Source organism: Corynebacterium sp. H130 (assembly GCF_037572395.1).
Lineage (GTDB): Bacteria > Actinomycetota > Actinomycetes > Mycobacteriales > Mycobacteriaceae > Corynebacterium.
This window is the reverse complement of sequence record NZ_JBBHLA010000006.1, coordinates 153,257-166,405: the sequence shown is the minus strand read 5'-3', so window position 1 is coordinate 166,405 and position 13,149 is coordinate 153,257. Positions and strand designations below refer to the sequence as shown.

The window sequence follows — 13,149 nt, the reverse complement described above, 5'->3', positions numbered from 1 at the left end:
TAGCCTGTCTAATGGCCAACTACCACATTCCGGTTATGCTACGGACACACCAAAGACCCAACCGATGCCGTAGGTGACAGCCAAAGCGAGGGCTCCACCGACTACCAGGCGCATAACGGAGCGGGACTTGCTGGAGTCGGAGAACTTGGCGCTGAGCCCACCAGTGATGGTCAATGCAACGAGGGTACCCAGCAGAATCACCAGGACTCGCGCACTCAGCGGGGCGAAAATGGCGCAGAGGAACGGGATCATCGCACCGACAACGAACGCCACGGCGCTCGAACCCGCGGCCACCCAAGGGTTGGTCAGCTCCTCGGCATCCATGCCGAGCTCCATATCGAGATGGGCAGCCAGCGCATCATGCGCTTCCATCTCGGTGGCTGCCTTCTCTGCGGTCTCGGGGTTCATGCCCTTTTCCTGCAGAATGCCGACGAGCTCCTGGTGTTCGTGCTCTGGGAACTGCTCCAGCTCCCACTTCTCCTTGGCCACCAGACGCTTCTCGGTGTCACGCTGTGCGGACACAGAAACGTACTCGCCAAGCGCCATGGACACCGCGCCGGAGGCGACTGCTGCCATACCTGCTGTCATCAGTTCTTTAGAACCAGCACCGGCAGCCGCGACTCCCATGAGCAAACCTGCCACGGACACAATGCCGTCATTCGCGCCCAGCACACCCGCGCGCAGCCAGTTCAGCTTGGAGTTGACTCCGGTTGCGTGTGGTTCGAAAAACTCGTTGGAGTGATCAGACATTGCGTCTCCTTTATATGTTGCTTTACCCCAGCCTAAACAACATTTCCGCAGGTCACAACCAAAGTAAGGCTTGTCAAACCAAGGGTAGCCAATGCTGAATCTCAGTTGCGCGCGTTCCAGAGGCTTCCACTCGACCAGCAGCAATCGCCTGGTCAAGGTCAATTTGACCGGTTGCCAATTGCAGCCACGTCAACGGATCGGTTTCCACCACATTCGGTGGTGTTCCCCTGGTATGACGTGGCCCATCGATGCATTGAATAGCCACAAACGGCGGAACTCGAACTTCCACCGAGTGCCCCGGCGCGATCTTCTCCAGCGTGCGGGCGGTGCGCCGGACGGCGTCGGCAAGCAAGCTTCTGGGTGGCTTCGGCGCGCTCTCCGGCTCCTCCACCCACTCCTTGACCGCAAGCACCGCAGCGCGGGTTTCGGCTGGATCAGCTGTTGCTTTCGGCATCTTCCCTCCAAGTGGTTATAGTGACATTACTAACAAAAACCGACCGGAAAGTCCGACAATGCCTGATCGTTCCCCGTCAATTACGCTTCGTTTTCTCGCAGCTCCTACCGATGTTCTCATGGCCGGCAATCACGGTGTCAATGGCGGCCGTGTGCTGGAGTGGATCGACAAGGCGGCGTATGCGTGCGCGACGTCGTGGTCCGGAACCTACTGCGTGACGGCATATGTTGGCCACATTCACTTTTTCCGCCCCATCCCTTCCGGACACATGGTGGAGGTCCGCTCGAAGATTTCCATGACAGGCCGCTCTTCGATGCACATCGTGAACGAGGTGTACTCCGCAGACCCACGAGATGGCCTCTTCACGCGCGCCTGCGACTGCCTGGTCATCTTCGTCGCAAAGGACACCGCCACCGGCGCGACCGTCCCCGTGCCACCTTATGAGCCATCCACCGCCGAAGAGGTGCGCATGCACCAAGCAGCGCTCTCCCGTATCGAGCTGCGCAACGCCATCGAAGCGGAAATGGAGAAGCAGACCTACGACGGCCCTTCGGACGCCCCACGCCTGATCACCCGATTCCTGGCCAAGCCAACCGACGTGAACTGGGGTGGCAAGGTCCACGGTGGCACCGCAATGGAGTGGATCGACGAGGCAGGCGCAGCCTGCACCATGGAATGGTCCGGCGAACACACCGTCGCCGTGTACGCCGGTGGCATCCGCTTCTACCGCCCAATTCAGATCGGCGACCTGATCGAAGTGGATGCCCGCCTGATCCGCACCGATTCCCGAGGCATGCAAACCTCGATTCACGTCCGCTCCGGCGCACCACGTGGTGGCCGCTCCAACCTGCAGACCGCCATCCACGCAACCGTGTCCTACGTGGCCGTAGACATCGACGGCAATCCGCTCAACGCTCGTCAGTTCACCCCGGTGACCGAGGAAGACAAGCGACTCTGGGAGCACGCAGCTACCCTGCGCGAACTGCGCGCACAGTACTCACCGCAGCCACTCGTGGCTCAGCGACCGGTGAATCACACGGACTAGGCGCCTACGCTGTCGCCGGTTGGCAGGGCCTTGGAATCCCTATCAGAGGACTCCTGGCGCTTCCGGCGACGACGCCTGCGTTCCCCAAGGATTACGAACAAGAACACCAGCAGCAGGATGAGCAGGTCGAGGATCATCCACCACGAAAGTGGCAGTTTCCAGTGCGCTCCCGGATCTTCAAAGGGCGGCTCAATGCGCTCGGCCTCGACCAATAAACGGTCGGTATTGAGTCCGTAGGGAGTGCAGGTAATAAGTGTCAGCTTGTCTCGCCCGTGCTCATAGGTGACATCTTGCCATTCGTTTGGCTTGACTACTTTCCTGCCGGTGACTTTGTAATACAGGGTTTCGTCAAGCACCTGAATTTTGACGATCGCCCCATTCTTCACAGCAGGAAGTTGGTCAAACATTGAGGCATTGACCATGCCCGTGTGGGCGGTGATCACTGCGTTGTTGCCCTTACCTCCTACCGGCAGGTCTGAGCCAAACATATGCCCGGCTCCCTGGTAGAGGACTTGAGGTCTAGTCGAGTGCGCGATAGGAAGATCGACGCCGATCGACTCGATCGTTATTCGACCGATGGTGCCTTTGGTCTCCGGAGGCGCCAACGTCTTCATGTAGCGATCAAACCCCGGAGAAGACTCCTCAGGTGGCATGGCATGATGCCCTTGTGCTTCGAGCCAGGCATTGTATTCGTGAGCCTCGCGCCGTAGTCGGAGAATTTCCTCCCGCGGTTCAATGTCCTTGACCTGGGTGCTGTAGTCTCGGGCTCTTTGCTCGATGAGGTGGTTGTTCCACAGCGTCGCCACAATTGGATATAGCAGCAGTAGCGCTCCCAGCATCAGCCACAGCCAGGAGCGCCGCTTTTTGCTTCGCGACGCCCCTTGGCCGTTACTCTTGCTCTTCTTCGTCACGCTCACGCTTCCAACGGTAGAGGCCATACCCAAGAATCAGCAGGCCCAGGAGAAGGACGTACACGAGGGTTTGCATGCCGGTTTCTGGCAGCAGCCACGCGACGGAGTCCATAGGCCTAAATGCACCGTAGTTGTCAGACGTGCTAACGATGCCTGCATCGGATTGTGCTTCAATGAAGACCTGCCCGTCGTCAGGGGTGTAGTAGAAGTTCTCGGTGTGTGGCGCTGGAATCTTCACGTCGAAGGAACAGGTCGTCGATTGTCCTGGCGTCACTGTGGTTCCAGAGATCGAACACACGCTGGCTGGGATCGTGCCTGTGTCGTCGATAAGCACTTCGGTGCCGCCGACGATGACGGTCATGCCTGCGAGGCCACGCTCGACGATCTTGAGATCGCGGAGGTCAAAAGCACCGGTGTTGTTGACGGTGTAGTTGAATCTCATGGTGTCCTGCGTGTGCGGAATCAGCGCGAGGTCTGCGATTCCTCCGGTGATGGAGCTCAGCGGCGAGCCGTCAATCGTTTTCACGACCTCCATGCCTGGGAAGGTGTTGAGGGCAGTGAGGGACCAACTTGGGCCTGCCGTGGTCAGGTCGCTGGCCGTTGTTACATTGCCGACGTCGAAGAGCACAGTGCTGAACTTAGCTTGCAGTTCCGGGTCGACGACTTCTTGCACCCGTGTGTTGTTGATCAGCGCGCCTGTTTCGGAAACAGACACCATGGCATCGTATTCAGCGACACCGTCGTCCGTCTCGGTCACGTTGCACGTCGACATCACGGGAACGTTAGGGATCACGTACTGCTCCCCTGCTTGGAGGCTAAACGTTTGTTCCGTTCCAGAGCAGTGCTCAGTAAACGTGAAGCTTGTCCCCGTTCCTGAATATCCGACAGCTTCCTTGGTGAATGCCACATCCACCTTGTCCTGCTGGAAGTACGTCTCCGCAGCTACCACTACCACCGACTGATCGCTTGGAGCGTCGGACGGAATTGTGAAGTCATAGGTGTACGACTTATAGGAGTCATCAACTGCGGTGGCGTCCGACAGCTTCGACAGGTCGGTGCGTTGCATCGTGCCACCTTGCCAGCTGTTGAACTGGGTAAACGGACGACGATCCCCTGCAGTTACTTCGAGCAATGGATTGGCAGCCAGGGCAGGCGACCCATTCAGATCGAAGGAACACGTCGCTCCCACCGGGAGGTCAAAGGTCAACAAGGCCGGTGGCACGCTTGGCGAAGACACCGTTCGCCCGATGGCAGCCGCGTCCTTGGAAAGTGTTTGTGTTTGCTTGGTCTGAGACGGGTCATTACAGGTGACCGTGACGTTGTACCCAGCGGGATCAGCTGCAGAAATCAACCCGTCATGGGTGAGCGAAACCCCAACGGGAGTCGTGTTTCGACTAATCGAGTTGACGAAGTCGTAGGACTCCACAGGGCTAGACGCGTCAACCCATTCCGAGGTGGAAGCAGCCTTGACAATCAGCTTAGGATTCGGGGTGTTAGTCAATTCTTGTGGGAGGTTGCGCGTCTCAATCTCTTCGAAATTGCACAGCGCGCCCGTTGGCACCGTAACCTCTGGCGAGGCGTATTTCCGCACCTCATTGCCGTTGGCATCGGTGAAAACTTCCCCGAATTGTGGCATTTCCAGCGTCGGATCAAGTTGATCGCCATCCATACCGATGTTCGAGTAGGTGTAGCCTACGCCCTTGCACTGTAGGGAGAAGTCGACTGCGGTGGCGTCGGTAAGCAGCGCGAGGTCACCGGGCTTGCCGACGAATTCCTTCGTCATCTTGATCTTGGTCTTGATGTAGTCGTAGGTGTTGACCAGTTCAACTTCGTTGTTGATCGCCCCGTCTGCGCTGTTGGCAATGACGCGGAAGTATTGGGAGGTGGTTTCGCCATCCGCCAAGTCAGTGTCAACAAACGCGGTGCCGTCGTTCTTATCCACGACCCAACGCACCTGCTTGGGGCGCAGGTTCGCGGTCAAAGGATCGCCGTTGGCATCGGTCAGGCTGAGATTGAGCTGTCCGAATTGATCTCCAGTGAGCTTGCAATCCGCTCCCACAGGGACGCCGTGGAACGTCGTGTCACTCGGGCCATAAATCGTGGAGGTAAAGGTTCCCAGCAACGCTCCGGCATCACCAGTTCCGGTTTCCGGATCATGGCATTCCATAGTGAAGTTGTGGGTGTGGAACGGAATCAGCTGACCTGCCTGGTCATACTGAGCTTGGATGGATCCCGGAAGCTGCGCTGTCTTCTTGACAAAGACGTCACCGAGAATGCGGGCGAAGGTGTTGGTGAAGACCACTGGGTTCTCGCCACTTGCGATAGTGAAATCCACCGTGCGCTCAGCCGTGCTGCCACCGGCGGTCACCTCTTGTTTGACGCTGACGCCATCCGCGGTGGTCGTGGACAATTCTGTCGCGGTGCAGCGGGATCCAACTTCGTGGGTACCGAAATCCAGGGCGCCGGTCACGGATGAGACGGTTCCGGAAACGATCGTTGGGTTTCCGCCGAGCGGCCCAACGCAGCTCATGGTGACGGCGAAATCTCGTTCTCGTTTGATTTGCTTGCGTGCGTCAGAAATGAACTTCTCTGTTGCTGGGTCGAACACGACGTTCTTCGTCGCGCTGACATTTTCGCGTACGTAGTCATATGAGTGATCGATCGCCAGAATTGACTGGTCACCAATAGTGAAGGTTGCGACGACATTTTGGGTGTTGTCGAAACTGCTAGTGACTGGCGTCGTGGTGGTGTCTTCCTCGTAGCGCACTGTGCTGAATCGGGTGATTGGGAAGGATCCAGTGGTGCCGTTGTTCAGCGCGCGCGTTCGGTCGTCAGTGCTGGTCTCGCTTAGTTCACACGTGGCCCCCTTGGGCAGGTTTGCCGATGGAATCGTCAACGTGGAGTTGTCACTGGACAAAGTAAGAGTGGAATTCGCACCAAGATCAATCGGCGCGCCAAGCGCATCGTTGCAAGTGAGCGAATAGGTGACGTCCTTTTGCAACTCAACGTGGTTTTGTGAGTACTGCTTGATGGTCAGTCCCTGCCCTAGAGGCGTGAATGTGTTGGTGACCGTCGCAGTATTAGTCGGGGCCTGCACCTGCAGCGACGCGTTTTCGTCATCGGCGTCCCACACCACGCCGGAATAGGTGGCGGAGTCAGGTGCCTTCTCTGTGAAGGTACACGTGTTGCCGTATGGAACTCCGAGGCTTCCGGCCTGGTCATTGACCAAAGCCCCATCAGCGGAGTTCAGCTGCAATGTTGTAGATGAGCCACCATCGACGGTGACATCTCCTACCAGTCGGACCACACCAATGGTGCCGTCGGGACGCACCACCGAACGCGAGCCACAGTCGAAGGTGAATGAGAAGGTGTTGGGCAGACTGCCCGTGATGCCATTGGTATTGACCTGCTTGTTCAGCTGAACGGTGCCCAGTTTCGGGCTGTATGTGTTAGTGACCAGCACTCGGTTTTGGGCGGCATCAGTCGAGTTGCTTACCTTTAGGATTGGGGTCGTTTGGGCCTGCTCATTGGTCAGCTCAGTGATGGTGTCGCTCTGGTCTGCGCTCTTTAGAGTCGTCTTATCAAGGATCACTTCATTGACGGTCGGAAGACCAGATTCATAAATGATGCAGTCAGCGCTCACTGGGATTCCCGGAATGACGGCTGAGTTCTTGAGCGGATCGGCATTTACCGTAAGGGTACCGGTGGCTTCCTTTGGCAATGCGGACCCCCACGTGCAGCGATAGCTCATCGTGAAATCAGACTTCACCAATGTCGGGTTGGAGGCAGCCGGTCCTGCAAGTTCCTTGATTACCTTGACGTCACGAAGCTGATAGGAGTAGTTCGCCACAATGTGCATTTCGCTTGTCGACGGTGTCCCTCCAGCCGGATAGTCCGGCAATTTGAAGGAATACGAGCCATCTGCGTTCTTTGGCACCGAGGCACCGTTAAAGGTGACGTCCCGCCCATCGAACTTGACTACCTTTGATTCCGCATCGGACAAACCGGTGAGTGGCTTGACGGTACAGTCCCGGTCTACTGGGATACCTGGAATCTGGATGCTGCCATTAGCAATAGTCCCGGTACGGACAATGTCTAGCTGTACATTTTGGTTTTGGTACGACGTACCTGAACAGGTGATTTCGAATTGGTATGGCCGAGATGTTCCTTCAGGGAGTTCACCCATAGGGTCACCAACGAGTTCCTTGGACAGCGTCAGTGTGCCCTCGCGGTAGTCATAGTTGTTGGTGGCGACAAGAGAGTTTTCTGCAGTCAGTACCTTGGACACCGACGGCAGCGAATCAGCTGATTGATTACCACCTGTCCACGTCAAGGTGTGAGTCTCACCGGGGCCTGGATTTGGTTGGTCAGCAGGAAACTCCTCGGTAAGAGTGCACTGCAGTCCTTGCGGCAGCTTAGTGGTGGTCTTTGATTCGCCTTTCATCAAAGGGATGACGCCCGTGAGTGGGATGCCTGGGTAAGCCGTCGAAAAGCCATTGGCGTCTTGGCAGGTGTACCGCATGTTGTAGGTACGTATAATGACGTCGTCGAACTGACGGGCGGTGCCGGTGACGTTCTTTGTCAATGAGACCGCGGCCGGTTCAAAGCGCGGTTCCCAGGTGACATTGCATTTGACGGGGACGTTGTCCGGATTTGTGAAGACAAGCTCACTGGAATCGGGCTTGTTGGTGAGTGTGAATCCACTCGGTGGCGTAGTGCCCGCCCTGATTGTTTGGGTAGTGGCATCATTCAAGACGCAGGTCCAGATTGGTTCGTAACGCTCCAAGGCTTTTTGAGCATCGGCTCCAGAAGCAACGGATTTAAAGACGTAACTGTCGAGGACCGTACCACCGGCATCCAGGGTACGTAGCTGGGTCGTGTACTGACCCGAATAGGAAGGAACCGGAGTATCCGTGGTGCCAATGCGATCGTACATGTTGAAGTCGAATGACGTGCTCTGGCCAGTAGCCGCTTGTTCATAGGAAGTATCGACGGGCTCAAGGGCACCCGCGAGACGTCCAAGATCGATCGCCAAAGCAATGGATTGAAAACCCGTCGATGCCGTGTAAGTGCCGAATTCCAAATTCTTTGGACTCTTAGCGGTAACGATATAAGAACCTGGTTTTGCGATGTCGGTGGTTTTGTAGCCACGTGGGTAACAAATGAAATCGCGAACACGACCACCTGAGGAGCTACCCCATTCATTCACCGGCTCGGTACCGACACCATAGATAGCCCCAGTTTGCCCTGCGGTATTGGAACATGCCGGAATAAAGCCCGCTGGGGTTACCGTCTTCACCAAGCCAACAGAGCCTTCTCGGTTTTCCATGGAGATCAGTTCGCCAGTACTGCCCGAGTAGGTGTTTGCAGCATCCATCATCATGATGGAATAGTTGGGAACCACCTTCCCGTTTTCGTCCTTGATCGTGATGTTTTCCATGTTGAACATCAAGTCGCGTTCGTTAAAGGCACCTCTGTTGGCAAAGTCCAAGATTGGCTTGGAATCAAAGTTGTTGTACGGCAAGAAGGTGTCCGTGCCAAGGGCCTGGAGGGTAGCAATGTTTGATGGGTTGGCAAAGACTGCGCGCTCCGGCTGGAAGGACGGCGTATCCGTGCCAGTAATCAGCGGGATGGTCGAGTTCACATCCGTATTGACTACCCGCATCGTGAACGTCAACGTATAACGACCGATCTTCTTGGTGATCGTCTGCGGTTTGTCTCGGTAGAGCTGGAAACCAGTCCAATCAATCCAGCACAGCTGCTGCCCAAGTGAGGCCAAACTACCGGTGCCCTTACGGAAGTTGCAGTCGCCCATGTTGTACTGCGAACCGGTTACTTGAGCTTCCGCCTTCGGCGCAGGCAGAGAAAACGGATTGTTGGGAACTACGAGGCCACCGAACACAAAAAAGAGGACAGCGAAGAAAGCTAGTACACGCTGCATTTTCTTCGAGTAATTCACAGTCCTACCTTTCTGTTCCGATCCAATTACCTTTACGCTGTTGTTCACCGCTCCTCCTCTTCCTCCGAGCGGCGCCGACCGCCTAGCAAGATCCACCCCAGGAGTGCTAACAATGCGGCGACGAGCGCAACTCCAAGAACACTGGCGCCTGTACTGGCTAAGCCTTTGCTCAGCCGTGGCAAGCCTCGCTGTGGCTGTGCAGTGGGCTCAGAGCTGCCTTTGACCGGAGCCGAGGAAGAAGATCCCGCAGATGATCCCCAAATACCGATCAAAATTGGCCATCCTGGCAAGCCCGGCATTTCGGGTTGTGGCTGCCCGGGCTCGCATTTACAGATCACAATTGGATTCGTGGCAATTGCTACGGCATCAAGCCGCTGTGGATCCGGCACCTTGTTTTCCGGCAGTGGGTATACAGCCTGTTGGAATGAGAACTTGGGCTGTGACGAAATCGGTGTGTACACGTGCCTCATCAGGTCAAAACCCCAACCGTCCGGAATCACGAATGCGGTGTTGGGAACGATTTCTCCCATAGCAGTTGCATCAGCAACGGTGGCTTCAAATGTGGTGACAACGCGTGTTTCTGGATGGCCAGCCCGGGCTGCGGCCAATTTCTCCAGGCCAGCGTCGGTGAATTGGACGATGACGGACGCTGATTGCTGGTCGAAGGAGTGCCGGTAGTCCACATCTTCTTGGAGTTCTTGCTCCCCATGGCCCGCGATCGAGACACGGAGATTGCCCAGGTAGCTCATGCGCGAATCAATCGGGTCAACGATCGCATATTGATGAAGCACACCGTTTTTATCTGGCTCAGGAATTCCCGTGGTGATGGTGAACGTAGCCGGGTCTTCGTTGGTGACGCAGAATTTGTCAGTTTCCTTCACAGCAGGCAGAGACTGATTTTTCGGACGGACTACTTCATCTGCAGAAATCGACACCAAAAATGGTGTCGCCTGGAGATAGTTGATATTGCCAACTCGATAAGGTTGCTCGCGAACTAGATACACACCTGGAGCTAATCCAGGGAATACCGCAAGGCCTTCCGCATTCGTCTCCGCCACGATGGCCGGCCCCATCGGATATGGCGACGCGTCCGTGAGCACGGAAATGTCTTCTTGGGTCAACCGAGAAAGCTCTTCAGGGGAAGTAGGCGGCATCCCGATCAGTTGATTGGCCTGAAACGGTACTCCCGCAACCGGTTGTCCAGCGTTGGAGTCCTGACCATCGGTTTTCACAATGGTGAGCGTGTAGCCAGTCTGTGCTGCAGCAGTGGGCAACCCCATCACGAGCAGTGTGAAGACGAGGGCCAATGCCGTCGAAAAGCGCTGGATCACTGCTCCTCCTTCTTCCTGCGCCTGCGCATCGCTAACAGCCACCACAGGTAAAGGATGACGAGGATGGCAATGACAACCGCCGCGATCATCCACGGCTGCCACGGGCTTTTGTATTCCTGTTTGATGCTTGTGTCGGGTAGATCGACTCGGTGGCCACGGACCAGGAGTCGATGCGAATTGATTCCGTACGGTGTGCAGGTGATCAGCGTGACGTAGTCTTTGCCCTCTTCAGGACGCACACCTTCGACCTCGCCGGGCAGTACAGTCTTAATCTGGTCCACCTCGTAGGCAAGCTGCTCCCCCGCTACCTCCACAATGAAAATGTCCTTCTCTTTCATGTGGGTGAGGTTGTCGAACATCGTGAGGGTTGCCAGTCCGGTATGTCCGGTAAGGACTGCATGCGTCCCCTCGCCGCCCACCGGCAGCGCGGTACCGTACAGGTGTCCGATGCCGTGTGTGAGCGTGCTTTGCGACGTCCCGTGGTAGACCGGCAAATCGATGCCCACAGCGGGTACCCGAAGGCGCGCCATCACTCCGCTAACTTGCAGCTGACTTTCGTAGTCCTTGTAAGCGGGGTTAGAGGTGTCTGGACCATTGACCCAGGGGTCCTTGGCGCCAAACTTTGGGAGTCGCTGGTTGTAGGCGTGAGCATCGGCAAGCATTTGGTTGCGCTTGGCATCATCGAGTCGTTGCACCTCACGGGAATAGCCTTCGGCGATCCGATGCTGTTCCACGTTCTTGTAGTGCGTGATTGCAACAGGCGCCAAGAGAACAAGTATGCCGAGGATGAGGTAAATGAAGCCGCGCGGATTGGTTCGCTTGCTCTTTTTGGGCCCCGATGAGGTCTGAAGCTTGACTGAATGTCTACTACCCAACTGTCCTCACCTCACCGACTTACCGAAATGCGCGCCATTGCCTGCTATGCGCCAATGGCGCGCACTTTTGTTCTCCTTTGTTTCCTAGTTATGCGGTCTGCTTGTTGTCCTTGTAGGAGGTGTAGAGACCGCGTGCGAGCAGTGCGCCGCCGATGATGAAGATGAGAACAATGCCCCACGCACCGGTGGCTGGCAGCTGACCGATGATGGAATCCTTCACGTTGTTCACGGTGACGGTGAACTTGCGATTCGCGGAGTCGTAGGAAAGGACGCGTGGCTCTGGATCACGAGCGAATCCCGTCGGTGCTTTGGTTTCGAGTGCGCAGTAGGTGTTCGTGACGTTGCCCGTGGCGCCACCAGAGAATGAGGATGCTGGCAGGCCGTAGGCGTTAGCAGTTGCGGTGCCGGCATTATCGGCGACAGTCAGTGTTGCATTGGTAGCAGTACCATCAGCAGCGGTGGCCAGGGTAAGTGGCGACCCGAGGAGCTGGTACTTGCCTGCATTATTTGGGTCCGGCTGGCACAGGTAAACCTGGAACTGTGCGCCTGCCATTTCAGCAGAGGTGCCACCGGTCTTAGTGATGGTCAGATCACCGTAGGTCGTGGAAGTTGGACCGGAAGGATTCGTTCCATCAACTGGCACGTCGGTAGTCACGGTTCCGTTGTTGGGCAGTTCGACGGTGGCGGTGTTCACGATCGTGCCAGAAGCCGGAATGCTCTGAACAGTGGCATCAAACGCTACCGAGACCTGCAGAGTTGGATCGTCCTTGCGGGCAGCTTCCAACTTGTCCAAGCCCGTGCGAGTGAAATCAACGCGAACAGTGTTGCCAGTCTCTGAAACCTTGTAATCAGTTCCAGCAGTCAGAGCAGGAGCAGCGGTTCCTACAGCCGAAACCTTCACGGTTCCCGTCTTGAGGGCCAGGTTTGCAACCAGTTCGTCAACGATGTTGAAACGATCCATGGCGCCGGCAGGAACAGGAGCGTTAATGGTGTAAGACATAGTGCCACCAAGCTGCGCCTGATTGTCGTTAGCTTGCTTGTTTGGCTGCACGTTCTGGTTCTTCGGGTTGACCACTTGGTCATAGGTCCAGGCACCGTCAGTTCCGGAGTAAGGCAAGGTCACCAGGAATGGTGCAGCAGTGGTGTAGCCAGCAGTGGTGAGCTCAGTGACGCGGTAAACGCCAACAGTGAACTGGGAATTCGTTGTGGTGCTGATAACAGCCTTACCACCGGAAACGGAGAGTTCCACTGCGTTGAAGGCAGAGTCGATTGGAGCATTTGCTGCGGTCATGCCGGCCAGCGCGGTCCAGCCATCTTGGGTGGTGAGATCAACAGAGACCTTCTCAATCCTGAACTTGACCTCTGGAGAATCTGGGATTGGAGTGCTGGTATTACCAGGTTCACCCAAGTACTTGTTGATAGTCAGGCTGACTGTATGTGCTGGATCAATCGTGCCAGCTGGCGCCGGAGCTGCGGTTGGCAGCGGGGTTTCAGTTCCAGCCTGCGCACCAGCAGCTGGCATATCGACGAATGCACCGCCGAAGACGAGTGCTCCTGCAGCCATCACCGCTGCGATGCGACGTGAGATTCCTACCTTGGTCATTCCTACCATTCCCTGTTCTCCCCTAATTAACTGGGGAAATGCATGCTGTTATAGGAAGTGGCACGAAACTATTGACAGTTCTCGCCACTTCACCCACACACCTAACCTATCGATCAAATAGACAGGAAACAAGCAGCTAACTACTCGGCAATGTGCAGTTTTCTAATATTAACGACAGAGGAAACCAAGAAACCCTGCTCGGAAGTCATTCGTTTTCAACA

General features: G+C 56.3%; 8 protein-coding genes. 1 reads left to right on the top strand and 7 read right to left on the bottom strand.

Annotation, left to right across the window (positions count from 1 at the left end; translation table 11 throughout):
- Window positions 1-33: 33 nt before the first annotated feature.
- Together WG939_RS11850 and WG939_RS11845 are read right to left on the bottom strand one after the other, a co-directional pair.
- Window positions 34-750: a VIT1/CCC1 transporter family protein gene (locus WG939_RS11850; protein WP_339986065.1), complete on the bottom strand. Its 717-nt coding sequence runs from the start codon at window positions 748-750 to the stop codon at window positions 34-36.
- A 73-nt stretch (window positions 751-823) separates the two neighbouring features.
- Window positions 824-1,204: a sterol carrier family protein gene (locus tag WG939_RS11845; RefSeq protein WP_339986063.1), complete on the bottom strand. Its 381-nt coding sequence runs from the start codon at window positions 1,202-1,204 to the stop codon at window positions 824-826.
- Between the two features lie 58 nt (window positions 1,205-1,262).
- Here WG939_RS11845 and WG939_RS11840 point away from each other — a divergent pair, with 58 nt between their 5' ends.
- Window positions 1,263-2,249, top strand: coding sequence for an acyl-CoA thioesterase (locus WG939_RS11840; RefSeq protein ID WP_339986061.1), 987 nt, complete (start codon window positions 1,263-1,265; stop codon window positions 2,247-2,249).
- Here the strand turns inward: WG939_RS11840 and WG939_RS11835 are convergent.
- The 5 genes from WG939_RS11835 to WG939_RS11815 all read right to left on the bottom strand — a co-directional run bounded on the left by WG939_RS11835 (window position 2,246) and on the right by WG939_RS11815 (window position 12,928).
- On the bottom strand, window positions 2,246-3,166 hold the full coding sequence (locus tag WG939_RS11835; RefSeq protein ID WP_339986059.1) for a class C sortase: 921 nt from the start codon (window positions 3,164-3,166) through the stop codon (window positions 2,246-2,248). The two genes, WG939_RS11840 and WG939_RS11835, sit on opposite strands and share 4 nt — an antisense overlap.
- Window positions 3,138-9,119, bottom strand: coding sequence for a DUF5979 domain-containing protein (locus WG939_RS11830; RefSeq protein WP_339986057.1), 5,982 nt, complete (start codon window positions 9,117-9,119; stop codon window positions 3,138-3,140). Before WG939_RS11830 ends, WG939_RS11835 begins: the two co-directional genes overlap by 29 nt.
- Window positions 9,120-9,163: 44 nt before the next feature.
- Window positions 9,164-10,450 (bottom strand): isopeptide-forming domain-containing fimbrial protein, encoded by a 1,287-nt coding sequence (locus tag WG939_RS11825; RefSeq protein ID WP_339986055.1) that lies wholly within the window; start codon window positions 10,448-10,450, stop codon window positions 9,164-9,166.
- A complete protein-coding gene (locus WG939_RS11820) occupies window positions 10,447-11,325 on the bottom strand; it encodes a class C sortase (protein WP_339986053.1) in 879 nt (292 codons plus the stop codon). The genes WG939_RS11825 and WG939_RS11820 overlap by 4 nt, the downstream gene beginning before the upstream one ends.
- A gap of 88 nt (window positions 11,326-11,413) precedes the next feature.
- Window positions 11,414-12,928, bottom strand: a complete 1,515-nt coding sequence (locus tag WG939_RS11815; RefSeq protein WP_339986051.1) for a SpaH/EbpB family LPXTG-anchored major pilin — start codon at window positions 12,926-12,928, stop codon at window positions 11,414-11,416.
- Window positions 12,929-13,149 lie beyond the last annotated feature (221 nt).

Excerpts from the sequence above, each read along its gene's own strand:
- WG939_RS11850 (WP_339986065.1), bottom strand. The coding sequence starts at position 750 with ATGTCTGATCACTCCAACGAGTTTTTCGAACCACACGCAACCGGAGTC.
- WG939_RS11815 (WP_339986051.1), bottom strand. The coding sequence starts at position 12,928 with ATGACCAAGGTAGGAATCTCACGTCGCATCGCAGCGGTGATGGCTGCA.
- WG939_RS11845 (WP_339986063.1), bottom strand. The coding sequence starts at position 1,204 with ATGCCGAAAGCAACAGCTGATCCAGCCGAAACCCGCGCTGCGGTGCTT.
- WG939_RS11840 (WP_339986061.1), top strand. The coding sequence starts at position 1,263 with ATGCCTGATCGTTCCCCGTCAATTACGCTTCGTTTTCTCGCAGCTCCT.